Genomic DNA, 23,277 nt, shown 5'->3' with positions numbered 1-23,277 from the left:
TCAATCACGCTCCCGGCCTCATCGTCCCGGCCTCTCACCTGGGCTTCGTGCGGAAGGAGCGGCTGAGCGCCGTACCCAGAACGCCAGCGAGCAGGCCGACAGCGAAGACGAGCATCCAGGTGAAATCGACGGTGCCGGCGACGGCGACCCGCTCGGGGGTGATGTTCTTGGCGGCGATGGGGGCGGAGAAGAAGTCGTGGATCTTGCCGGTGTCGACACCCTGCGTCCTCGTGTTGGCCAAGACCGTTGAGAAGTTCCGGTAGAACTGCCGGCTCGTGCCCAGCTCAGTGCTGCCCGCCGACAGCAGGCCACTGACCCCGCTGTGTACCGCTTCGGCACCAGTGAACGTGGCGTTTGCGCTGTTCAGGAGCGCTTCGAACAAGAGGAGGTTGTCTGGGACGTTCAGTGTGTCGGCGGCGAGTTGTCCGCTGGTTTCCGCCGTCTGGGTCACCAGGTCGGCGATGCTCAGATACAGCGCGTCACTGTTGTCGATGTACACCCCGGCACTGTCCGGGTCGTAGGCGGTCCAGTCTTTGACCTCGAGACCGTCGACCACGCTCGCTTCGAGAACGGAATCCTTGACGGCAGTGCGTGTCCCGTCGAGCCAGCCGTCCAGATTCTCGAGATGGGTCCCGAATGCCGGGGCAGGCAGGTCGCCCACCTTCAGCGCATCCCTCGCACTCTTGAGAGATGAGATGTCCGCCTTCAGGGTGTCGAGCGCTGCCGGACCAAACTCCGGACCACCCGGAACGGTCGGCGTAGCAGGAACGAGCGGAATGCTGGGAACAGTCGGACCACTCGGAATCGCAGGAACGAGGGGAACGGTCGGAACGGTCGGAACGCCAGGACCAGGCTGGACAGGCGCGTCTGTCGGGTCGCCGGAGGGGTCGAGCAGCGCTACGAGCGCTTCCAGGGTCGTGATGCTTGCGTCCAGGCTGGTCCGCATCCCCAGCATGGTCGTCTGCAGGGAGTCGATCGCCCCGGTGTAGTCCGTGGCGTAGTCCGTGATGGCTTGTCGCAACGAGGCAAGGTGGCTCTCCAGGTGCGGAGAAGCCGTGCCGTTCGCATCCGAGCACGGGGCCGCGCCCTCGGTGGAATCGGCCCGGCTCAGCCTGCAGAGGATGCTGGCTTTCAACCCATCGAATTGCGCGCCGTAGAAGTCTCGATCGGAGGCGGCTTGGTCCGTGACCCTCGTGTTGCTGTTGGCTGCGTTGATCTGCGCGATCTCCCGCTGCCGTTTCGCGTGATCGTCGATCTCGTACAGCTTGCTCGAGAAGGCCTCGCCGGTGCGGGCGAGGGTGTCAGTGACCGTCTCGGAGAGGCTGTTCTGAGCTTCGACGGTTGCAGCGTTCACGTCTTTGAGGCCGGTGGCGCTCGAGACGAAGCCGTGGAAGTCCGGCATCGTTCCCGAGAACGGCTCCTCGACGTCCGATGTCAGGGCCGCGATGAGAGCTTCCTGGTTGCCGAGGGTGGCATTCAGGTAGCCGTCGGCTTCCGCGATGTTGTCGGCAACAGAGGCGTAGTACATCTTGACGACGCTCTGGTTGAATCCGTAGACGATGTCGACGATCCTGCTCTGCAGCAGCCGGTCCGACTGCTCGTCCACCTGTGGTCGAAGCCTGTACTCGACCGTCGCCTTGGTCGGGGCGAGTTCCTGGAGCGTCAGAATGTCATGCGAGAACGACTGCGGCAGGTAGATGGCCGCGTCGACGGACCCATCCTTGTAGGCCTTCTCAGCGACTGGCCGGGAGAGAATCGTCCAGTTGTACTCGGAGTCCTTCGTGACCCTGTCGACGAAGTCCGAACCGAACGCATACGCCTTGCCGTTGAACGCAGCAGGGAGATCCTCATTGACCAGAGCCACCGTCGGCGTGAACACATGGGAGCGCTCGGCGAGCTCACCATTCACGACGAGGAAGCCGAGCACCACCGTCACGAGCAGCAGGGTTGCAGAAACAAAGCGTGCAACCCACGACTTCCGCTCCACCCCGCGGAACAGGCGCGTCATACTGATATCTCCTCGTTTACTGTCTTCCCTGAAGAAATATCGTACTACACGCGGTGGTGAATTCTCGCTGTGCAATCAAGCGGGATCGAGTTGCTGCCTCACAGCGACGGCGACGGGTCTGCCAGCACACGGGCGAGCACCGGACGCGTCGCGCGGAGTCCCAGCCAGACGAGGAAGATGCCGGCGGCCAGGCATCCCGCGATCATGAGGAGGCTCGCCGGAGCGACGAGCAGGCTGAGGCCGGTGAGCGGGAAGATCACGACCGCCGCCGTCACCGCAGAGCCGATCGTGGTGATGCGCAGCGGGGAGAGGACGGCGCGGGAGCGGGCGGCGTTCATCGTCTCCACGGGCATCCCGAGCCTGTCGAGACTGACGTAGATGGCGCGGCGGTCGAGCACGGCGGACGCCTGGTTCACGCCGACGGAGCAGGCGACCATGAGGAACGACGCGACCACGGTGATGATGACTCCCGTGCGGATATCGGCGAAGATCTGCAGTGATTGAGCGTCCGCCTTCCCGCTGTCGGCTGCGACACCGAGCAGGGCGACCCCGACGCCGGCGAAGACGGCCATGAAGCTCGTCATCGCCACACCGGACACCTGCCGCCACGCCGCCTTGGGCGACTCCAGGATGCTGCGGGCGGCGAGCAGCCTGGTCGGCGTCTTCGCGCGCTTCGCCTGGCCGGATGCCACCAGCCTGAGCACCCACGGTCCAACGAGGTTGAGCACAGCGACCGTTCCGCCGAAGCCGACGGCCATGATCGTCAGCACCACGCCGAAGCCGGAGGCGAGCTGAAGCACGCTCATGGCCATGAAGGTCACCGCGACGACGCCCAGGCCGATGACCACCCGCATCCAGTGCATCCTGGGCGCCGTCTGGCGGGTGCGCACCCCGAGCGGCGACAGGATCACGCCGCGCAACCCGATCACGGCGCTGAGCGCGGCGAGCGCTCCCACCGCCAGGACCACGACGGCGACGAGCAGTGGATGCAGGAAGACGGTCGCGCCGAGCGGCTCGCCCCGGAACGGGATCAGCCCGACCAGCGGCGCGGCTCCGAGCGAGATGACCACACCAGCGAGTGCGCCCACCAGGGCGAGCACGGTCGACTCGATGACGGTCAGGGCTGTGACGGTGCCCGGCGTCGCCCCGAGGAGGCGGAGGCTCGCGAGCCTGTCGTCCCTGCGGCGCGCCGAGAGCCGGGCGGCGGAGCCGCCGAGCGCGACCAGCGGCACGATCAGCAGGGCGAGGGCGACGACCGCGAGCAACTGGTAGAGGAATGCGGTCTCCCCGGTCCAGGAGAAGAACGCCTGCGCCCCGCCGGCGACGATGAGCAGGAGGGCGGTGACGACGGCGAAGGCGACGACGGGCAGCACGATGGTCCCGCGGTCGGCTGCGGAGCGGCGGCCGAGCAGCCAGGCGAGCCTGAGGGTGTTCATCGGGTGACCGCCTCGTCCACGATGCGGCCGTCCGCGAGGCGGAGCACGCGCGAGCAGCGGGCGGCGACCTCCTCGTCGTGGGTGACGACCACGAGCGAGCGACCGCGACCCGTGGTCGAGCCGATGAGCGCATCCATCACCTCGACGGAGGTGTGCGAGTCAAGCGCGCCGGTCGGCTCGTCGGCGAAGACGATGGATGCGCCCGTCACCTGAGCCCGAGCGATCGCGACCCGCTGAGCCTGGCCGCCGGAGAGCTGGCCGATGCGCCGCGTCTCGTAGCCTGCGAGGCCGAGCGCGGCGAGCCAGCCTGCCGAGTTCTGCTCGGCCGCAGCTCGCGCAGCGCCTCCGAGCATGAGCGGGAGCGCGACGTTCTCGATCACAGTCAGCTCCGGCAGCAGGAAGCCCTGCTGGAACACGAACCCGAACGCCTCGCGTCGCAGTCGGGAGCGCTCCTTCTCGCCGAGCGCCGTGACCTCGAGAGGTCCGTGCGGTGTCGCGAGGGTGACGCTGCCGGTGTCCGGCTTCACGATTCCTGCGAGGACGTGCAGCAGAGTGGTCTTTCCTGAGCCGGATGAGCCCATGATCGCCACGGAGTCGCCGACGTTCAGCCGGAAGTCGACACCGGCGAGCGCGACGGCGGCGCCGTACGCCTTGGTGAGGCCGATGGCCGCGAGGGCCGGGTGCTGGACGGTGGGATCTGAGGTCATGCATCCATCGTCTTCGCCACGGACCGGGCGCACATCGGTCGGGGGCCTCATCCTGGGCGGCTGGGCGTCATCCTCGCGATGGAGGTCGGGAGCACGACAGGACCGAGAAGTTCACCGAAGGTCTTGTGCATCGGCTCATCTCGCCGTATTCTCTATGCATAGATCATCTACTCCTAGACAGAAAGGCACGATCATGTGGAGCACAGAGCACACCGCAGAGACCACGCTCTCCCGCGACGCCGTCTGGGCGGCGCTGCGCGACCTGCACACCGGGGACCTCACCTACGACGGCGCAGACACCTTCGAGCTCGACGGCCCGTTCGCCGTCGGGACCGAGCTCACGATCACCCCTGTCGGGCAAGATCCGTTCCGCTCGACCATCGTCGACCTCGTCGACGGCGTCACGTACGCCGACCGCACCGTCTACGGCGACGTCACGCTCACCTTCCGGCACACCCTGACCAACACGGCAACCGGCACCAGCGTCACCCACCGCCTCGACATCACCGGCCCAGCCGCCGACGAGGTCGGCCCGGAGCTCGGCCCGCAGATCAGCGACGACTTCCCAGAGTCGATGGCCGCCCTCTTCGCGCAGGCCACACTGAGAGCATGACGAAATTCCCGGAGGGTCCGACCGCCAGCCCCGGCTTTCTGCTCTGGCACGCCACGCTGCGCTGGCAGCGGGCGATGGCGGAGGCGCTCACCCCGCTCGACCTGACGCACGCGCAGTTCGTGATCCTCGCATCCACCTGGTGGCTGAACGGCGCAGGCGAGCGACCCAACCAGGCGCGGCTGTCCGAGTTCACCGGGTCGGATGCGCGCATGACCTCGGAGGTGGTGCGCCGCCTGCTCGCCAAGGGCCTCCTCGAACGCGAGCAGGACCCTGCGGACACCCGTGCGAAGGTGCTGCACGCGACCGAGGCCGGGCGCGAGCTGGCGGCGGCCGCGATCGAGGCGGTCGAGTCCGCGGACACCGCGTTCTTCACCCCCGCGGCCGCCGCAGCACCGGATGCACTGCTCCCGCTACTGCACGCGCTCAGCGCCCGCTGAACGCGGTTCGGCAGGAACGACGGCGCGACGCGGGGCGCCGAACGTCAGTCCACGAGGTCGTGGCGCACCACGATCTCGTCGCGCGCCGGGCCGACGCCGATCGCCGAGATGCGGGCGCCGGACAGCTTCTCCAGCGCGATCACGTAATCCTGCGCGTTCTTCGGCAGGTCATCGAAGGTGCGCGCACCGCTGATGTCCTCGGTCCAGCCGGGGAACTCCTCGTAGATCGGGGCGGCGTGGTGGAAGTCGCTCTGCGACGCGGGAACCTCGTCGTGACGCACGCCGTCCACGTCGTACGCGACGCAGACAGGGATGCGCTCGATGCCGGTGAGCGTGTCCAGCTTGGTGAGCACGAAGTCGGTGACGCCGTTGATGCGCGCCGTGTAGCGAGCGACGGGCGCGTCGTACCAGCCGGTGCGGCGCGGGCGACCCGTGGTGGTGCCGAACTCGAAGCCGCGCTCGCGCAGGAACTCGCCCCACTCGTCGAACAGCTCGGTCGGGAACGGGCCGGCGCCGACACGGGTCGTGTACGCCTTGACGATCGCGATGACGCGGTCGATGCGGTTCGGGCCGATGCCGGAGCCGGTCGCCGCCCCGCCCGCGGTGGAGTTGGAGGAGGTGACGAACGGGTACGTGCCGTGGTCCACATCCAGCATCGTGGCCTGACCGCCCTCGAACAGGACGTACTTGCCTGCCTCGAGCGCCTGGTGCAGGAGCAGCGAGCTGTCGACGACCATCGGCCGGAGGCGGTCCGCGTAGCTCAGCAGCTGCTCGACGACCTCGTCGACGCTGATGGCGCGGCGGTTGTAGACCTTGACCAGCAGGTGGTTCTTCTGGTCGAGGGCTCCCTCGACCTTCTGGCGCAGGATGTTCTCGTCGAAAAGGTCCTGGATGCGGATGCCCACCCTGTTGATCTTGTCGGCGTAGGTCGGGCCGATGCCGCGGCCGGTGGTGCCGATCTGGCGCTTGCCGAGGAAGCGCTCCGTGACCTTGTCGATGGTGCGGTGGTACGAGGTGATGACGTGCGCGTTGGAGCTCACCTTGAGGCGGGACACGTCGACGCCGCGGGCGATCAGCCCGTCCAGCTCCTCGAACAGCACCTCGATGTCGACGACGACGCCGTTGGAGATGACGGGCGTGACGCCCTCGGTCAGGATGCCGGACGGAAGCAGGTGCAGCGCGTACTTCTCGCTGCCGACGACCACCGTGTGGCCGGCGTTGTTGCCTCCGTTGAACTTGACGACGTAGTCGATGCGGCTGCCGAGGAGGTCGGTCGCTTTGCCTTTGCCTTCGTCGCCCCACTGGGCGCCGATGATCACGATCGCGGGCACTTTTCGGTCCTCTCGATGGGATGAGCGCGCCGGCGTCCTTCGGGTCGACCGTCGCACTCGATCCTATCAAGCCATTATCTTGCACACCGCTGTGCAAGAAGAGTATGATCGATTGCATGCCCACCTCCACCACCCGCGCCCCCCGGCGCGACGCAGCAGCGAACAGGGAGGCGATCATCGCGGCGGCCGCAACGGCGCTCAACGAGGACATCGACGCCTCCCTCGAGACCATCGCCGCCCGCGCCGGTCTCAGCCGCCGCGCCATCTACGGCCACTTCGCCACCAGGGACGACCTCCTCATCGACGTCTTCACCCGCGGCGCGGCCAGGCTCGCCGCCCTGCTCGACCCTGTCTCCCATCCGGATGCGCTGGTCGAGATCGCTCTGTTCGGCGCCACCCTCTGGGCCGAGGTCGAGCACGTGCGCGTCAGCGCGGCCCTGGCCGTGCGCGGCCCGCACCGGGAACTCGTCGGCGCGGCCCTCGACCCGGCCCGCGAGCGGCTACGCGACACCGTCCAGCGCGGCATGGCAGCAGGGCGCATCCGCACCGACCTCGACCTGGACACCGTCACCAGACTCATCGAGAACGCCGCCGTCGCCGTGCTCGACGAGGCCACCAGCGCCAAGCTCACCAACGAGGCCGGCCACCGGCTCGTGATGCTCGCCGGACTGAGCGCAGCAGGACTCGGCTGGCGAGAAGCTGATGCGCTCATCGCCGAAACCCCCGAACTCGGCTTCCAGGAGGTCGCAGCATGAAGATCGTCCTCGACAGAGTCGCCAAAGGCGCACACAACGCCGCCCTTCCGCCCGCCACCGTGTCGTTCCAGACCGGCGAGGTGACGCTCGCCAGGGCGGAGACGGAGCAGCGGCCGTCCGTGCTCGGCCTGATCGCGTCCGGCCGGATGCGGCCGGACGCCGGAACCGTCACCATCGACGGTGCCACCGACTACTCGGCCATGCGAAAGCGCATCGCCCTCATCGACGCGCCGGACGTCTGCGAGCCTGCTGCGGACGTGACCGTGGCCGGGATCGTCGCGGAGGAGCTCATGTTCGCCGGGCGCGCCTCCAATCCCCTCGCCGTCAACAGGCGGCTGGGCGAGCTGGGTGCTTCCGAGTGGGCGCGGTTCGCCATCGGCAACGTGCCGCCGACCGTGCGCATCAAGCTGCTCGCAGAGCTCGCGCTCATGAGGAAGGGCGTCGACGGTCTCGTCATCACGTCGCCGGACAGGCACGGTGGAGACCCGAACGAGTGGTGGGAGCTCGCCCGCGGACTCGCCGCCAGGGACATCGCGGTGCTGGTCGTGGCCGGGGACGCCTCTGCGGCCGCCATCGCGGCCTCCACGATGATCACCCGCCTCGGCGAGACTGCCGCGAACCGCACCTTCGACGAAGACCCTGGGCGCGACGACACCGACGAGCTGCCAGACCTCATCGTCGCCCCAGCACTCGAACAGCGCGCAGACCGTGCAGCCACCGCAGACCGCGCAGACCGCGCGGACACCCCAGAACGTGCAGACAGCGCCAAGCGCGCAGAGGAAGCCGAATGAAGATCCCCCAGATGATCGCGGCGGAGTTCCGCCGTCTCACCGCCAGCCCGATGTCGATCGTGGCGCTCATCGCCCTGATGTGCGTACCGGTGCTCTACGGCGGCCTGTACCTGTGGGCCAACCAGAACCCGTATGCGAACCTCAACAAGATCCCGGCGGCGATCGTGGTCGACGACAGCGGCACGACGGTCGACGGTAAATCCGTCAACTACGGCGACGAGGTGGCGGACGAGCTGATCAGAGACGGCTCGTTCGACTGGCACCGCGTGGAGTCCGGCTCCGCCGCGAGCGGGGTGGACGACTCGAAGTACGACTTCTCCATCACCTTCCCCGCCGACTTCTCGGAAGCGCTGGCCTCTGCATCCACGTCGTCTCCGCACCGCGCGACGGTGACCCTCACGACCAACGACACCAACAGCTACCTGGCGTCCACCATCGGAACGCAGGCCGCCGAGAAGATCCGCACCTCGATCGTCAAGAAGGTCAACCAGCAGGCCGCAGAGCAGTTCCTGCTCGGGCTCGCCGACATCCGCTCCAACCTCGTGTCGGCCGTGGACGGTGCGAACAAGCTCGTCGACGGCAGCGAGACCGCGCGCTCCGGCGCATCCACTCTCGCCGACGGCACCAGCCAGCTGGCGACCGGTTCGCAGCAGTTGTCGGATGCGCTCGCCCAGCTCTCCTCCGGCGCAGGACAGGTGAGCGACGGCGCTGCGCAGGTCGCAGCGGGCAACGACCAGCTCGCCGCGAAGGCCAGCCAGGCGGGAAGCGCCGCGGCCCAGCTCGCCACGGACGCGCCCGCTGTCGGCCAGCAGCTTCTGGCGCAGTTGCAGCAGGCAGGAGCGACGCAGGAGCAGCTCGACCAGGTGTCGGCGGCGCTCGGGAAGATCGACGCGAAGGTGCAGGACGGCAACGCCCAGGTGCAGACCCTCGTCGGTCAAGTGAACCAGCTCGCCGCCGGCGCCGATCAGGTCGCCTCCGGAGCATCCCAGGTGGCTTCGGGCTCGACGCAGGCGGCCGGTGGAGCCGCGCAGCTCGCCGATGGCAGCAAGCAGGCGGCGACGGGCGCATCCCAGCTGCGGGACGGCCTCACCACCCTGCACGACGGTACGGCCACACTGCGCGACGGACTGACGAGCGGGGTGGACCAGATCCCGGACAACTCCCCGTCGCTGCAGAAGAAGCAGGCCACCACGATCGCCGACCCTGTGAACCTCAAGAACGACTCGATCACCTCGGCGGGGACGTACGGAGCCGGCCTCGCACCGTTCTTCGTGGCGCTGGCGGGCTGGATCGGCATCTACGCCCTGTTCCTGATCGTCAAGCCCGTCTCCCGCCGTGCCATCACGGCGCTGCACTCGCCGGTGAAGATCACTCTCGCCGGCTGGCTCACCCCCGGTCTGCTCGGCGCCATCCAGATGGTCGGGCTGTTCGCGATCGTCTCAGGGGCCCTCGGGTTCCGGATCGACAATCCGCTCGGGATGTACGGGCTGATGGCCCTGGCGTCTCTCACGTTCGCGGCGATCATCCTGGCGCTGAACGTGTGGCTGGGCAGCGTCGGTCAATTCCTCGGCCTCGTGCTGATGGTGCTGCAACTCGTGACAGCGGGAGGCACGTTCCCGTGGCAGACGTTGCCTGGCCCGCTGGCTGCGCTGCACCACGTCTTGCCGATGTCGTACGCCGTCGACGGCATCCGGCAGCTGATGTACGGAGGCAACCCGGCGACCGCCTGGGCGGACGCAGGCGTGCTCGGGCTGTGGCTGCTGATCGCGCTGCTGGTCTCGGCGATCGGCGTCACGAGGATGACGCACTTTCGCACGCTGCGCGACCTGCGGCCGAGCCTGATCGGGTGACGGCGGCCGCCTGATCCGGTGACGGTGCCGGGCGGTAGGGTGTCCGCGTGAGCGACACCCTCCGCATCCTGCACCTGTCGGATACCCATCTGTACGGCGACGGCCGCCTGCACTACGGGCTGGTCGACACGCTCGCTGCGCTCGACAGGGTGCTGGCGCGGGCGGCGACGCTCGAGTCGATCGACCTGGTCGTCGCGTCAGGCGACCTGTCGGACGACGGCAGCCAGGAGTCGTACCGGCTGCTGGCCGACCGGCTGGGGCCGTGGGCGTCCGAACGGGATGCGCGCGTCGTCTACGCGATGGGCAACCACGACATCGCCGCAGGCTTCGAGCAGGTGCTGGGCGCCCGCGAGACCGTCACCGACCTGGACGGCTTCCGCATCGTGACCGTCGACTCCGTGGTGCCTGGCGCGGGCTACGGACGCGTCGACGCCGCACAGCTCGAACGCCTGCGCAGCGTGCTGGCCGAGCCGTCTGCGCGCGGGACGATCCTGGTGCTGCATCACCCGCCCGTGCCGCCGACCACCGGGCTGTTCGAGACGCTCCGACTGGTCGACCCCGACGCGCTCATCGACCTCTGCACGGCCACCGACGTTCGGCTGGTGCTCGCCGGGCACTATCACCACGCGCTCGTCACCGAGGCCGGGCCGCGACGCATCCCCGTCGTGGTCGCTCCCGCCGTCGCCAACACCACCGACGTGCTCTGGACGCCAGAGCGCGAACGCGCCGTGCGAGGCTCCGGGTTCGCCGTCGTGCAGGTGCCCGTGGCCGGACCGGTGCGTGCCCACGTCGTCTCCGCGCCGGCGCCGGACGACGGGCAGACGGTCTACGACCTCTCCCCTGCCGACATCCGGCGCATCGCCGACGCATCGGGATGGACGGGACGCGCGTGACTGCCGCGGCCGGATACTCCGGCACTCCGCTCTGGAAGAAGCTCGGCCTCAAGCCAGGGATGCGCGCCCAGGTGCTGCACGCCGACGAGGGCTGGAGCATCCCGCTCGACGGCGGACCGGCGGGGATCGACTGGCTCGCACCGGAGGAGACGGAGCCGGCCGGGCTGGTGCTCGCCTTCTACCGCAGCGCCGCAGACTACCTCGCAGAACTCGACCGGCTCGGCGCGCGCATCCGGCCGGACGGGATGCTGTGGGCGGCCTGGCCGCGCAAGGCGGCCGGGCACGTGAGCGACCTCGACGAGAACCTGATCCGCGACGCAGCGCTCGACCGCGGCCTGGTGGACGTGAAGGTCGCCGCGGTGGATGCGGACTGGTCGGGGCTCAAGATCGTGTGGCGGCGGGAGAACCGCTGAGCGTTGCCCTGGACGCGCGGCGCGGCCTGCTCAGCTCGCGAACGACACGTGCTGCAGCACCCAGGCGTGCATCGCGACCGCCGCTGCCGCCGACGCGTTGATCGACCTGGTCGAACCGAACTGCGAGATCTCGACCACCGCATCCGCGGCGGCGATCGCCTCGTCCGACAGCCCTGGTCCCTCCTGCCCGAACAGCAGCACGCACTCGCGCGGGAACGAGAAGGTCTCGATGATGACGGACCCTGGGACGTTGTCGATCGCGATGATCGGCAGTCCGGCCTCCCGCGCCCAGGCGACGAACCCGGCGACGTCGTCGTGGTGCGAGACGTGCTGGTAACGGTCGGTGACCATCGCGCCGCGCTTGTTCCAGCGGCGGCGGCCGATGATGTGCACCGTGTCGGCGGCGAACGCGTTGGCGCTGCGCACGATCGACCCGATGTTCATGTCGTGCTGCCAGTTCTCGATGGCGACGTGGAACGGGTGCCTGTGCTCGTCGAGGTCGGCGACGATCGCGGTCATGGTCCAGTAGCGGTAGCGGTCGATCACGTTGCGGGTGTCGCCGTGCTGCAGCAGCTCACGGTCGTAGCGCTCGTCCTCCGGCCACTCGCCCTGCCACGGCCCGACGCCGTTCGTCGTCCACTCCGCCGTTCCCGCCGCGCCCGTTTCGCTCTCCGCCACCCCCCGAGCGTATCCCGCCGTCGAGTCCTGAGTTCTTCGCGGCAAATCCTCGATTCGGGCTGAAAAACCCCGAGCTCGATCGTGGGGGTCGAGTGGGGCGAATAAGCTGGGCCTGTCGAAAGGGGATTGCGTGGCGCGACGCGACGAGATCGAATGCTGGCTCACCGACATGGACGGCGTGCTCGTGCACGAGAACCATGCTCTTCCTGGGGCGTCCGCCCTCATCCAGCAGTGGCGGGACGACGGCACCCCCTTCCTCGTGCTCACCAACAACTCCATCTTCACGCCGCGTGACCTCGCGGCCCGCCTGCGGGCATCCGGACTCGACGTGCCGGAGGAGTCCATCTGGACCTCTGCGCTCGCCACCGCCGACTTCCTCAAGTCGCAGATCCCCGGCGGCAGCGCGTACGTCATCGGCGAGGCCGGCATCACGACCGCGCTGCACGAGGCCGGCTTCATCATGACCGACACCAACCCCGACTACGTGGTGGTCGGAGAGACGCGCTCGTACTCCTTCGACGCCATCACCAAGGCCATCCGCCTCATCGGCAAGGGCGCGCGCTTCATCGCCACCAACCCGGATGCGACGGGACCGAGCGCTGACGGCCCGCTGCCGGCGACGGGCGCCGTGACCGCCATGATCACCAAGGCCACCGGCATGGAGCCGTACGTGGTCGGCAAGCCCAACCCGATGATGTTCCGCTCCGCGATGAACCGCATCGGAGCGCACTCCGAGAACACCGCGATGATCGGCGACCGGATGGACACCGACATCGTCGCGGGCATCGAGGCCGGGCTGCACACGATCCTGGTGCTCACCGGCATCAGCGACCAGAGCGAGATCGACCGCTACCCGTTCCGTCCGGACGAGATCCTGAACGGCGTGAGCGAACTGGTCGCGGCGGAACCGCACGAGACGGACCTGTAGGCCGCGATACGTCCTGACGACGCCCGCTGCCGGAGCCTGCCCGCCTAGGCCGCTGGGCCAGGTCCCGCCACGCTCGAGGTCAGCGGTTGGCCGCCGGAGCGGCTGACGAAGCAGTAGAACGAGCGCTGCCCGTCCTTCCACTGCTGCTCGGTGGCGGGGAAGGTGCCCTGCAGCTGCAGGTCGGGGTATGCGGCTGCCGCGGCCAGGTCGATGATCCCCGGCTGCGTGCACACGGCGTTGATCTGCGCCGCGAGCGCATCCGCGCCAGGGTATGGCGCAGCGATATCGGTCGAGAACAGGTTGGTGTACGCCAGCTGCGCCGTGTGCGGTGACGCGCAGTCGACCACGGCGAACGTCTCGGCCCACGGTGACGTGAACGGCTGGATGCACTCCCCGCCGCCCAGCGTGTTCCACGGGTGGGTGCCCGCGGCGACAGGGCCGGCCGGCTTGGCCTGGATGGTCGGCGTCGGTGTCGGTGTTGGGGTGGCGCTCGGCGGTGCGGTGCTCGCGGACGGCGCGGCGGACGGCTTCGCGGCTCCGAACATGTCCGGCACACGGGTGCCGAGAGCGAAGAGACCGATCAGGACGAGTACGACCGCGAGCCCGCCGGCCACCCAGAACAGGATGCGGTTCGTGCGGCGCGACCCTCCGGCGCCGGGGCCGGACGGGGCGCCGCCGCCGGTTCCGGCGCCGGTGCCGCTTGGCCCGGTGGCCGTGGCCGTGGCGGGGACCACGGCCGGAGCTACGGGGGTTGTCGCAGCGTGGCTGCCGGTCTGGGTCGCGGACTGGGGTGCGGGGGTGGACGCGGGCGCAACCGGGGGAACCAGAGCGATGGTCTCCGCAGTGGCGGGCGACGCGAGCTCCGGGAAGAGGATGGTCGCGGCCGTCGGCGCCTCACCCTCGGCGGTCGGCTCGGCGGCGGGCGGCTCACCGTTGGTCGGATCCGCGACGGCGGTCGGCTCGCTTGCCTCCCCGATGCTCTCGGCGTCCAGCGGCTGCGTCGCCGGCGACGGCAGAGCGCCGAGCAGGAAGGTCGCCTCCTCGATCGGCGGAACGGTCGCTGCCGGGGGAACCGCCGGGATGGCGCCGGTGGACTCCGTGGATTCGGATGGCTCAGCCGGTTCTTCCCGCACGCCGAAGGTGACAGGCTCCGGGTCGCCCGGCCGGGCACGGAGCAACGCCGCGATCTCGGCGGTGTCGAGCTTTGCCGTCGGGACGTCAGCTGAACTCTGCCCGGACGCGATTCCCGGCTCGAACAGCGCGGACGCGTCCGGAGGCGGAAGAACGGGGGACGCCGGAACCACAGGGGGCGTCGGCACAGCAGGGGGCGTCGAGACAGCAGGCGTCGTCGGAACCACAGGGGGCGTAAGGGCGCCAGGAGGAATGGGGATGATGCCGGTCGTGTCCCCGATCACCGAACGGCTGGTGGATGCTGGCTCCTCCGTGTCGTCCTCGCCGAAGAACCCGAGCAGAGCGGCAAGGCCGTGGCTCTCCTCAGCTTCCGGTGCCTGCTCCTCGTCCTCCTGGGCCTGCGGCTCCTGAGGGTGCGGCTCGGGGACGTCAGCCTCCGCCGCGGGCGGAGTGACGAGCGGGGGTGGAGTGACGAGCGGGGGTGGGGTGAAGAGCGGTGGCGTTGCCTGCCGCTCCTCTGTTGCGGGTGTTGTGGGCTCGGTGCCTGCAGGCCCCGTTTCTGCCGCGGGCTCCGTGTCGATGTTCCAGACGGGTGGCTCCGGAAGACGGAGCGCCTCGAAGAAGCTCGGGGGCTCGAACGTGGTGGTGTCCGGCGGGGTCGGTTCGCGGTGCGCTGCCTCGGTGAAGGACGAGGGCTCGGCGACGGGCGTCTCCACCACGGGAGCAGACTCGACCACTGGAGCGGTCGTCGGCTCCGTGACAGGGGCGCCCTCGTGCTCCGCCGTGGTCTCCGGCTCCTCCGCGCGCGACGCCGTGGATTCGTACGAGTCGAACGACGGAACCGGAATCACAGGGGGCACGGCGGGCGCGACAGGTGCCGCGGGGACGTCCGGCTCGTTCGCGGGCTCGGCGTCGTCCACGGAGTCCGCCTCCGGGCTGTCGAGGTGCCAGACGGTTCCGGCCGCCGGCTCGGCCGGTTCGTCGACGAGTGGGTCGATTCCGACCCCGGGGGTGAGGTTCCAGCTGAAGCCCTGGACCGGTTCCGCATCCTCTTCCTGCTCGCTCGCCGGAGCGACAGGCTCCGGCTCCCGCGCATCCGCAGCCTGCGGGTTGAGGAAAAGTTCGAACGTGTCCTGGTCGTTGGCGACCGGCAGAGCCGGGGTGGGCTGCTGCCCGGGCTCCTGCTCGACGGGCTCCTGCTCGATGGACCGCGACTCAACCGGTTCCGGCCGAGGCTCCCAGACCGGAGCGGTCTCCGGCACGACAGGAAGCGCGACCGTGGGCGCGGCCGCTTCCGAGGCGTCCTGGCGCGGCGCGGCACTGGCATCCGCGGCACCCGCATCCGTGGTCTCCTGCTGCTCCGCGGCGTCTTGCTGCTCCGGCGCCTCCTGCTCCGACGGCGACGACGCGATGCGCCTGCCCCCGGTGAGCTGCTGCAGCAGCCATTCCGAACTGCCGAACTCAGGCTCAGGCGCGTCGGGGCGCTCGTCGCCCTCGGCGTCGTCGCCTGTGCCAGGGTGGCGTTCGTCGGTCACTACTCGAGCCCCAGGTCCTTCAGGCCGATCGCGGCGAAGTAGGGATATCCGGCTTCTTCGATGACCTCGCGCGCTCCGGTGTTGCGGTCGACAACGACCGCGACGCCGGCGATCTCCGCGCCGACCTTCGTGAGCGCCTCGATGGCCTTGAGCGGCGATCCGCCTGTCGTGGAGGTGTCCTCGAGCACGATGACGCGCTTGCCTTCGAGGTCGGGGCCCTCGACCTGCTTGCCCCTGCCGTGGTCCTTCGGCTCCTTCCGCACGACGAACGCGTCGTACGAGAGGCCGCGGGCGGCGCCCTGGTGCAGGATCGCTGCGGCGACAGGGTCGGCGCCCATCGTCATTCCTCCGACCGCGACGACATCGGGGACCTCCGCGATCAGGTCGATCATCACCTGGCCGATGAGGGGCGCGACCCGGTGGTCGAGGCTGACTTTGCGCAGGTCGACGTAGTAAGTCGCCTTCTTGCCGCTCGTGAGGGTGAAGTCCCCGTGGAACACGGCGTCGGCCGAGATGAAGTCGATGAGCTGCTGTCTGACGTCGGTCACGTCCCCGATTCTAGAGGGGAACCCCGCGAAATCGCCTCTTCCACAGCCCGGCCGCCGAGCGCGCTGTGCACAGGTTCCGCCCGCGAACGACCGCTGTCGGCACCGGCCGATACGATCGACGCATGCGTGTTGCGACCTGGAATGTGAACTCGATCCGCACCCGAGTGGGCCGTACCGTCGACTGGATGGTCCGCGAAGACGTGGATGTGCTGGCCATGCAAGAGATCAAGTGCAAGCCGGAGCAGTTCCCCCTGCAGCAGTTCGAAGACGCAGGATACGAGGTCGTGCTGCACGGTCTCAACCAGTGGAACGGCGTCGCCATCGCGAGCCGCCTGCCGATCGAGGACGTCGAGATCGGCTTCCCGGACATGCCGGGCTTCCTCAAGGGGCACGACGGTCCAGACCTCCCCAAGGAGGCGCGCGCGATCGGCGCGACCATCGGTGGCATCCGGGTGTGGAGCCTGTACGTCCCGAACGGCCGAGCGCTCGACGACCCCCACTTCCACTACAAGCTCGACTGGCTGGCCACCCTCGCGGCCGACACGCAGCGCTGGCTCGCCGAGCAGCCGGACCTCCCGCTCGCGCTGATGGGCGACTGGAACGTCGCACCGCTCGACTCGGACGTCGGAGACCCCAGCCTCATCCCCGGCGTCTCCACCCACATCTCGCCGCCGGAGCGCAGCGCCTTCAGCGCGTTCGAGGCGATCGGTCTCACGGACGTGGTCCGCCCGCTGGTGCCGGAGGGCTACACGTACTGGGACTACAAGCAGCTGCGGTTCCCGCGCAACGAGGGGCTGCGCATCGACTTCATCCTCGGTTCCAAGCCGTTCGCCGACCTGGTGACCTCCGCCAGCATCCACCGCAACGAGCGCAAGGGCGAAGCCCCGAGCGACCACGTGCCGGTGCTGGTCGAGCTCGACCTCGAAGTGGACGAGGACGACGACGACCGGCCGATGATCTTCGGCTAGCGTGTCGCGGCACCGTCAGCGCTGAGGGAGCAGGGCCCGCAGGTAGCGTCTCCTGGCGACGCGCTGCGCCACCAGGAGGAGCGGATACAACGCTCGCCACGGTTGCTGCGGTGCCGCGCGCGTCAACGACCGCACGACGATCCGCACGTCGTCGCCGTCGCGCTCGACGATGAACGCCTCCTCACCGGCCACGGGATGTCCGGGGAGCGTGCGGTACGCGAAACCGACACGGTCGGTGTCCTCGACGATGCTCACCACCTCCACTGGCTCCCTCACCGTCGCCCCGAGCACGCGCGCCGTTACGATCAGCCGCTCCCCCGGCGAGACCCGCCCAGGATCGACGCGGCCGGCCACGAGGAACCCGCTGGCCGTCTTGACTCGCCAGCGCAGCACGTCCGCGCGCACGCGCATCCACACGTCGTCGCCGGAGCCGAGCAGGGCTGTTGATTCCGAGCGGCGGTAGCCTGGCTCGCTGGGAGGCCAGGTGGGGAGTTCAGGCGCCGTCATGTGCATCCGCTCGCCCACACCCGCGTACCCCCATCGACGCACCGGCCCTCTAGGCGAGAGTAGCAATCGTCGACCACACCGACCGCGACGGCCCGAGCGCTAGACGCTGCGACGCCCTCGCCGAGCGCTAGTCGCGACGACGCGACGCCCTCAGAGAGAGGACGACCACGTCGTTGCCGAACGCGCGGCGGAGCTTGGCGGTGACGGCCACCGCGTCGTGTCCTTCGACCTCGACCACGAACCGGCGCTGCTGTGCGGTCTCCACGACCGCTTCGAAGCGCTGCATCACAAGGCCGCCCTGGTGAAGCGCGCGACCCAGTCAGCGTAGGTATGGTCCTCGCCGATCGGGCATTCGCATTCGATGAGGATCAGTTCGCCGGTCACGAGGCTGGTGAATCTCTCGAAATGCGGGGCGATCGCCCCGAGCTGCGGCTGGCTGTCGGAGGGCTTGTCGGTCATAATCTTCATTCGTCTCCGGCGGAGGTGTGGTGGCCGACCATCACGGGGCGGACGACTGGGCGAGCACAGGGACCTCAGCCGGTTCCTCGACCGGTTTCGCGGCCGGTTTCGCAGCCGGTTTCGCAGTTCGTTTCGCGGTCGAGCCGGCGACCGGCGTTGCGCGCGACCGCTTCCACGCCTTCGCGAGGCCGCCGCTCAGCTCCCGGTAGGTCGCGTCGCGGATGAAGATCGCGTCGATCGCGATCATCGCCAGCGAGAACCACGGCAGCCCCATCAGCACGGCGATGCCGATGTGGAAGCTGAGCATCACGATCAGCGCGAAGATGCGCGTTCCCCTGCGCATGAGGAGGAGCGGGAAGCTCACCTGCACCATCAGGGTGAGCAGGGTCGCGAACGCGACGCCGGGACCCCAGGTGGTGACGAAATCGCTCAGCTCCGGCCACGGCCCGAACTGCGTGACATGGATCGGGTCGTAGATGGCCGTTCCGCCGGACCAGGGTGCCCCGCCCGCCTTGTACAGGCCGCCGGAGACGTAGATGAACGAGACCTGGCAGGCGAGGGCGATGATCGCGAAGTTGTGCAGGACGTTCGTGTAGTGCTCAGGGATCACCCGCTGGAAACGCCACCAGCGCACGAGGAACCCGGCGCGCGTGCCCTCCCTCTCCGACTTCTCGTCCGCGCGTCTGCGACGACGGGCGTCGAGCGACCAGCGGTCGCCCGGTGCGGTGAAGAACATCACCATCAGGGCGATGCGGGTGAGGTTGTCGCTCTGATCGTTCACGTTCGAGTTGGACTCGACCAAGGCGACCCAGAAGAAGAAGAGGAAGAACTGCGAGAGCCGCGTGCGGTAGCCGATCGCGAAGCTCACCGCCAGCGCGATGGCGATCAGGTACAGCACCGTGAACAGGAACGGGTTCTGGGCCTGGTCGTGGAACATCGTGAACGGCCACAGCTTCATGAAGTCGTTGGCGGGAAACGCGAACTGGCCGCTCCAGGCCATCCCTGCGCCCCAGGTGTAAAAGCGCGTGGAGAAGTTCGTGAGCATCAGCCCGAGCATCATTGTGCCGAGCAGGATGCGGGTGACAGCGATTCCGTACGACGCGCGCTTGCCGTCCAGTATCCAGGTCTCGCCCTGCAGGTACAGGGACGTCACGAGCGCGCGGGCCCCGCGCACGCCACGGTGGACCAGGTCGGCGATGAGCCTGCCGACCCTGGAGAAGAGGTTGGGTGTCGTCACTTCTGGGTCACTTTCGCGTTGAGGGGTGCGAATATCTCGGCGAACTGCTGTTCGTTCTGCCCTGGCATGACGATGAGTCCGCGCCAGCCGGTGTTCGCATACTGCAGGGGCGGCAGCTTCGCGTCCGGGTTGTTGCGCTGCTCGAACGGGATGATGTTCTGGCGGCTGGTCTGGTACTGCACGCGCACGACGCTCTTGCCCCAGACCGCACGAGCGACCTGCACGGCGTACGCGTCGGTGTAGCGCTCCTGCACGATGTAGGTGGCGACGGCCATCGTGTTCTTCTGCTTGTTCACCTCGTTCATCGCGACCTGCATCCGGCCGAGCCAGCTGTCGCCCTTGAAATAGTTGAGCGCGGCGATCTTCTGCTGTTCCGGGGTCAGGGCATCCCACGCACCCTTGAGAGATGACGCCTGCTTGGTGGCGAGGTTGGAGGCGCGCGGCGGGAACAGGTTGTGCACGAGCATCTTCTGCTCGGCATCCACCGCGGAGATCCACTTCGTCGCGATCTCCGTGCCGTCATCGCCGGCGAGCACAGCGCGGATGCGCAAGTCGTAATTGCCGTTGATGGGCTCAGGGGCGAAGACGCTCCAGCTCTGCCCGAGCCACGGGATCATGTACTGCGTGAGCAGGTTGCCGGGGACCACCTGACGCAGCGGCGTCACCGGACCGATCCAGAGGAAGCTGGCGAAGATGTGCCAGGCCGTGAAAAGACCGACGATGACGACGGCGACTCGCGCACCCCTGGTGCGGCGCTTCGGCGTCGTGGACACTGCCTGGCTCCGAGCCGGCTTCCTGTTCCGCTTCTGGCCGGGCTTCTGGTCGGGCTTCTGGTTCGGTGGAGCGGCGAGGGGCTCATCGAGACGAGCATCCCCGTCCCGTTCAGGTGAAAGCACGCTCATGTCTCTGTCTTCTCCGGTCGATCTGCGAAACGTTCCATGCATTAAGAGCGCGCAGCGCGCCGCAGATAACGCCGCGCGCGGTCTTTCGGCCGCGGACGGACGCGCATATCGCCGATTCGTGCCGAGCGCACGGTTTCGTTACGCCACGTTTCGCCTGGCACTGCGTGGATGCGGGTCGACCGCTAGCGTCGAAAGACCATGCCACCCACGCCGTCCGCATACTCCGTCGAGTTCGTCGACGTGGGGCGCGCGTTCGTCCCGCCGCGGGTGAAGGGCGAGCGGGCCACCCGCACGACGCCGCGACCTGTGCTGCGCGACGTGTCGCTCACCGTCGAGGCCGGCGAGGTCGTCGCGATCCTCGGGGCGAGTGGATGCGGAAAGTCGACGCTCCTGCGCATCGCAGGAGGACTCGACAGCCCGAGCGCAGGGGCCGCACTCATCGACGGAACGGCCGTCGCCGGAATCGACGCGCGCTGCGCCGTCGGCTTCCAGGAGCCCCGCCTGCTCCCCTGGCGCTCGATCGCCGACAACGTCGCCCTCGGCCTCCCCCGCGGGCTCGACAGGACAGCGGGACGCGACCGCGTCGCCCAGCTCCTCGACCTCGTCGGGCTCTCCGCTTCCGCCGGACTGCGGCCGCGCGAGGTGTCCGGCGGCATGGCACAGCGTGCATCCCTGGCCAGGGCGCTCGCGCGCAACCCGGGCGTGCTGCTCCTCGACGAGCCGTTCGGGGCACTCGATGCGCTCACCAGGCTCAAGATGCAGGACCTGCTCCTCGACGTGCACGGAGCAGCGCCCACCACGATCCTCCTCGTCACGCACGACGTCGACGAGGCCCTCCAGCTCGCCGACCGCATCATCCTGCTGGGCGCCGAGGAAGGACGACAGGGCGCGACCATCCGTCGCGTCGTCACCGTGCCGGGCAGCCGGCCGCGCGACAGAGGCTCAGCTGAACTCGCCGAACTCCGCGCGGAACTGCTCGATGGGCTCGGCATCGACCGCCACGGTCACGCCCGCGGCATCCCGTCCACGAACACGATCCCCGCGTTCCCGTACTGATCCACGGTCGCTCCGCCGCACCTGGGCACCAGCTCGACACAGTAGCAATCCACAGCACAGCAGCGATCCACAGCACCTGCTCGATCCACAGCACAGCAGCACCCCGACTGACTACCTGAGAGGCACCATGCGCCGCACATCCACCATCGTCACCGCCGTCGCCGCGATCGCGGCCGCCGCCAGCCTGATGCTCACCGGCTGCGTCGCCGGCGAAGGCCAGGCAGCCGCCGACCCCCAGAGCTCCGCCGGGGTCACGAAGGGCGGGACGCTGAACATCGACTTCGCGACGTACAACCCGCTCAGCCTGGTCATCAAGAAGGAGGGCTGGCTCGAGAAGGCACTGAAGAAGCAGGACATCACCGTCAACTGGGTGCAGTCCGCCGGCTCCAACAAGGCCAACGAGGCGCTCCGCTCCGGCGCGATCGACGTCGGATCGACCGCAGGCTCCGCCGCGCTGCTCGCGCGCTCGAACGGCTCGGCGATCAAGACCATCGACATCTTCTCCCAGCCGGAGTGGTCGGCCATCGTGGTCGGCAAGGACTCCACCATCACCTCGGTCAAGGACCTCAAGGGCAAGCAGGTCGCCGCCACCAAGGGCACCGACCCGTACTTCTTCCTTCTCCAGGCGCTGGAAGCCAACGGGCTCTCCGCGAGCGACGTCACCATCCAGAACCTGCAGCACGCCGACGGCTGGTCCGCCCTGCAGAACGGCTCCGTCGATGCGTGGGCCGGACTCGACCCGATCATGGCGAACGCCGAGAAGTCGGGCGCGAAGCTGATCTACCGCAACGTCGCGTTCAACACCTACGGCTTCCTCAACGCCACGGAGTCGTTCGTCAAGGACAAGCCGGATGTGGCGCAGACCGTCGTGAACACGTATGAGTACGCCCGCGCCTGGGCACTCAAGCACCCTGACGAGACGGCGAGCATCCTCTCCGAGGTCGCGTCGATCGACCCGTCGGTCGCCACCACCGTCATCACGGAGCGCACCAACCTCGACGTGTCGAACATCCCAGGCGCCGCGCAGCTCAAGGTCCTGAAGAAGGTCGGCCCGATCTTCGTCTCGACCGGAGACGTGCGCAGCCAGTCCGACATCGACAAGGCTCTCGACACGCTGCTCGACCCGACCTTCGCCAAGAAGGCCGACCCGAGCGCCATCGGAGGCTAGTCTCCGCATGAGCTATCAGAACGCACCGGAGGGCGACGGCGCGATGGTCGCCGTGTCGATGTACGGCACCGCCGTCGCACGCGACGGCGATCCGCGCGAAGAGGAGCCAGGCGACCGCCGACGCGGCAGCCATGCGGATGCGCGCATCCCGTTCCTGTCGCGGCGCTCGACCAGGATCGTCGGCGGCTTCGTGCTCCCGCTGATCCTGCTCGCGGCGTGGCAACTCGCCTCGACCTCCGGTGCGTTCAACTCCTCCCAGCTCCCATCGCCCGCGATGGTGTGGGAGGCGGCGGTCGACCTCGCGCAGCGGGGGCTGCTCGGCCTCTACGTCGCCATCTCGACGCAGCGCGTGCTGATCGGTTTCGCCTGCGGAGCCCTCCTCGGGCTGGTGTTCGGCGCCCTCGTGGGGCTGTCGCGGCTCTGGGACATCTTCTTCAGCTCGACGCTCAGCGCCATCCGTGCCGTCCCGTCGCTTGCGTGGGTGCCACTGCTCATCCTGTGGTTCAAGATCGGCGAGGAGTCGAAGGTCATCCTGATCGCGATCGGCGCGTTCTTCCCCGTATACACGACGGTCGCCGCCGCGCTGAAGCACGTCGACCGCCACCTCGTGGAGGCCGGACGCGCGTTCGGCCTGAGCGGGGTGCGGCTGTTCACCACGGTGCAGCTGCCGTTCGTGCTGCCGACGGTGATCTCCGGCCTGCGACTCGCGCTCGCCCAGTCGTGGCTCTTCCTCGTGGCCGCGGAACTCATCGCTTCCTCGATGGGCCTCGGCTTCCTGCTGAACGACTCCGCGAACAACGGACGCACCGACCGCCTGTTCCTGGCGATCATCCTGCTGGCCATCCTCGGCAAGCTCAGCGACTCCCTGATCGGCCTCCTCGAACGCTGGACAGCCCGCCGCTGGGGCTGACCTCGCAGCAGTCGTC

At 68.7% G+C, this 23,277-nt stretch carries 24 protein-coding genes; 12 read left to right on the top strand and 12 right to left on the bottom strand.

Features of this window, described 5'->3' with window-relative positions:
* Positions 1-34: 34 nt before the first annotated feature.
* From ASE16_RS17785 to ASE16_RS17775, 3 genes are all read right to left on the bottom strand, one after another.
* Positions 35-2,008, bottom strand: a complete 1,974-nt coding sequence (locus tag ASE16_RS17785) for a hypothetical protein (RefSeq protein ID WP_055898212.1) — start codon at positions 2,006-2,008, stop codon at positions 35-37.
* Positions 2,009-2,106: 98 nt separating this feature from the next.
* A complete protein-coding gene (locus ASE16_RS17780) occupies positions 2,107-3,444 on the bottom strand; it encodes an FtsX-like permease family protein (RefSeq protein ID WP_055898207.1) in 1,338 nt (445 codons plus the stop codon).
* Positions 3,441-4,151 (bottom strand): ABC transporter ATP-binding protein, encoded by a 711-nt coding sequence (locus ASE16_RS17775; protein ID WP_055898203.1) that lies wholly within the window; start codon positions 4,149-4,151, stop codon positions 3,441-3,443. Before ASE16_RS17775 ends, ASE16_RS17780 begins: the two co-directional genes overlap by 4 nt.
* Positions 4,152-4,344: 193 nt before the next feature.
* Between ASE16_RS17775 and ASE16_RS17770 the strand changes: the two genes are divergently transcribed.
* Complete coding sequence (locus tag ASE16_RS17770) at positions 4,345-4,764, top strand: polyketide cyclase (protein ID WP_055898199.1); 420 nt, start codon at positions 4,345-4,347, stop codon at positions 4,762-4,764.
* Positions 4,761-5,201: a MarR family winged helix-turn-helix transcriptional regulator gene (locus ASE16_RS17765; protein WP_055898195.1), complete on the top strand. Its 441-nt coding sequence runs from the start codon at positions 4,761-4,763 to the stop codon at positions 5,199-5,201. The genes ASE16_RS17770 and ASE16_RS17765 overlap by 4 nt, the downstream gene beginning before the upstream one ends.
* Before the next feature lie 44 nt (positions 5,202-5,245).
* On the opposite strand, the gene ASE16_RS17760 is transcribed toward ASE16_RS17765, so the two are convergent.
* Complete coding sequence (locus tag ASE16_RS17760) at positions 5,246-6,532, bottom strand: adenylosuccinate synthase (protein ID WP_055898191.1); 1,287 nt, start codon at positions 6,530-6,532, stop codon at positions 5,246-5,248.
* A gap of 116 nt (positions 6,533-6,648) precedes the next feature.
* Between ASE16_RS17760 and ASE16_RS17755 the strand changes: the two genes are divergently transcribed.
* Genes ASE16_RS17755 through ASE16_RS17735 form a run of 5 tightly spaced genes read left to right on the top strand, consistent with a single transcriptional unit; the run spans position 6,649 to position 11,234 of the window.
* Positions 6,649-7,287 (top strand): TetR/AcrR family transcriptional regulator, encoded by a 639-nt coding sequence (locus tag ASE16_RS17755; protein WP_055898187.1) that lies wholly within the window; start codon positions 6,649-6,651, stop codon positions 7,285-7,287.
* Entirely contained in the window at positions 7,284-8,078 is a 795-nt protein-coding gene (locus ASE16_RS17750; protein ID WP_235500597.1) for a hypothetical protein, read from the top strand. Before ASE16_RS17755 ends, ASE16_RS17750 begins: the two co-directional genes overlap by 4 nt.
* The gene (locus ASE16_RS17745; protein ID WP_055898183.1) at positions 8,075-9,928 is read left to right on the top strand and encodes a YhgE/Pip domain-containing protein; all 1,854 of its coding nucleotides are present in this window, start codon (positions 8,075-8,077) and stop codon (positions 9,926-9,928) included. Before ASE16_RS17750 ends, ASE16_RS17745 begins: the two co-directional genes overlap by 4 nt.
* A gap of 47 nt (positions 9,929-9,975) precedes the next feature.
* Positions 9,976-10,821, top strand: a complete 846-nt coding sequence (locus ASE16_RS17740) for a metallophosphoesterase (RefSeq protein WP_055898179.1) — start codon at positions 9,976-9,978, stop codon at positions 10,819-10,821.
* Complete coding sequence (locus tag ASE16_RS17735; protein WP_235500595.1) at positions 10,818-11,234, top strand: DUF3052 domain-containing protein; 417 nt, start codon at positions 10,818-10,820, stop codon at positions 11,232-11,234. The genes ASE16_RS17740 and ASE16_RS17735 overlap by 4 nt, the downstream gene beginning before the upstream one ends.
* A gap of 30 nt (positions 11,235-11,264) precedes the next feature.
* On the opposite strand, the gene ASE16_RS17730 is transcribed toward ASE16_RS17735, so the two are convergent.
* Entirely contained in the window at positions 11,265-11,912 is a 648-nt protein-coding gene (locus ASE16_RS17730; RefSeq protein ID WP_055898172.1) for a TrmH family RNA methyltransferase, read from the bottom strand.
* Between the two features lie 130 nt (positions 11,913-12,042).
* Between ASE16_RS17730 and ASE16_RS17725 the strand changes: the two genes are divergently transcribed.
* Positions 12,043-12,840 carry an HAD-IIA family hydrolase gene (locus ASE16_RS17725; RefSeq protein ID WP_157480454.1) on the top strand — a complete coding sequence of 266 codons (798 nt, stop codon included), beginning with the start codon at positions 12,043-12,045 and terminating at the stop codon, positions 12,838-12,840.
* Positions 12,841-12,884: 44 nt separating this feature from the next.
* Here the strand turns inward: ASE16_RS17725 and ASE16_RS17720 are convergent, their stop codons facing one another.
* Together ASE16_RS17720 and pyrE are read right to left on the bottom strand one after the other, a co-directional pair.
* Positions 12,885-15,506 (bottom strand): hypothetical protein, encoded by a 2,622-nt coding sequence (locus ASE16_RS17720; protein WP_055898168.1) that lies wholly within the window; start codon positions 15,504-15,506, stop codon positions 12,885-12,887.
* Complete coding sequence (gene pyrE, locus ASE16_RS17715) at positions 15,506-16,054, bottom strand: orotate phosphoribosyltransferase (protein ID WP_055898165.1); 549 nt, start codon at positions 16,052-16,054, stop codon at positions 15,506-15,508. Before pyrE ends, ASE16_RS17720 begins: the two co-directional genes overlap by 1 nt.
* Before the next feature lie 122 nt (positions 16,055-16,176).
* Here pyrE and ASE16_RS17710 point away from each other — a divergent pair, with 122 nt between their 5' ends.
* Entirely contained in the window at positions 16,177-17,022 is an 846-nt protein-coding gene (locus ASE16_RS17710; RefSeq protein ID WP_055898162.1) for an exodeoxyribonuclease III, read from the top strand.
* A gap of 15 nt (positions 17,023-17,037) precedes the next feature.
* Here ASE16_RS17710 and ASE16_RS17705 read toward each other — a convergent pair whose 3' ends face one another.
* The 5 genes from ASE16_RS17705 to ASE16_RS17690 form a co-directional block, all read right to left on the bottom strand.
* Positions 17,038-17,529, bottom strand: coding sequence for a DUF1990 family protein (locus ASE16_RS17705; protein WP_055899029.1), 492 nt, complete (start codon positions 17,527-17,529; stop codon positions 17,038-17,040).
* A gap of 127 nt (positions 17,530-17,656) precedes the next feature.
* Positions 17,657-17,815 carry a hypothetical protein gene (locus tag ASE16_RS19835; RefSeq protein ID WP_157480448.1) on the bottom strand — a complete coding sequence of 53 codons (159 nt, stop codon included), beginning with the start codon at positions 17,813-17,815 and terminating at the stop codon, positions 17,657-17,659.
* A complete protein-coding gene (locus tag ASE16_RS17700; RefSeq protein ID WP_157480446.1) occupies positions 17,815-17,988 on the bottom strand; it encodes a hypothetical protein in 174 nt (57 codons plus the stop codon). Before ASE16_RS17700 ends, ASE16_RS19835 begins: the two co-directional genes overlap by 1 nt.
* 40 nt (positions 17,989-18,028) lie before the next feature.
* Entirely contained in the window at positions 18,029-19,225 is a 1,197-nt protein-coding gene (locus ASE16_RS17695) for an HTTM domain-containing protein (protein WP_055898156.1), read from the bottom strand.
* Positions 19,222-19,998: a DUF5819 family protein gene (locus ASE16_RS17690; protein ID WP_055898153.1), complete on the bottom strand. Its 777-nt coding sequence runs from the start codon at positions 19,996-19,998 to the stop codon at positions 19,222-19,224. Before ASE16_RS17690 ends, ASE16_RS17695 begins: the two co-directional genes overlap by 4 nt.
* A gap of 327 nt (positions 19,999-20,325) precedes the next feature.
* Between ASE16_RS17690 and ASE16_RS17685 the strand changes: the two genes are divergently transcribed.
* The 3 genes from ASE16_RS17685 (at position 20,326) to ASE16_RS17675 (ending at position 23,261) form a co-directional block, all read left to right on the top strand.
* Positions 20,326-21,183, top strand: a complete 858-nt coding sequence (locus ASE16_RS17685) for an ABC transporter ATP-binding protein (RefSeq protein WP_055898150.1) — start codon at positions 20,326-20,328, stop codon at positions 21,181-21,183.
* A gap of 127 nt (positions 21,184-21,310) precedes the next feature.
* Positions 21,311-22,351, top strand: coding sequence for an aliphatic sulfonate ABC transporter substrate-binding protein (locus ASE16_RS17680; RefSeq protein WP_055898147.1), 1,041 nt, complete (start codon positions 21,311-21,313; stop codon positions 22,349-22,351).
* 7 nt (positions 22,352-22,358) lie between these two features.
* Positions 22,359-23,261 carry an ABC transporter permease gene (locus tag ASE16_RS17675; protein ID WP_235500588.1) on the top strand — a complete coding sequence of 301 codons (903 nt, stop codon included), beginning with the start codon at positions 22,359-22,361 and terminating at the stop codon, positions 23,259-23,261.
* Positions 23,262-23,277 lie beyond the last annotated feature (16 nt).

Origin of the sequence: Leifsonia sp. Root227 (genome assembly GCF_001428745.1) — a bacterium.
Taxonomy (GTDB): Bacteria; Actinomycetota; Actinomycetes; order Actinomycetales; family Microbacteriaceae; genus Leifsonia.
The sequence above is the reverse complement of the archived record's forward strand: the minus strand, read 5'-3'. Positions and strand labels throughout refer to the sequence as shown.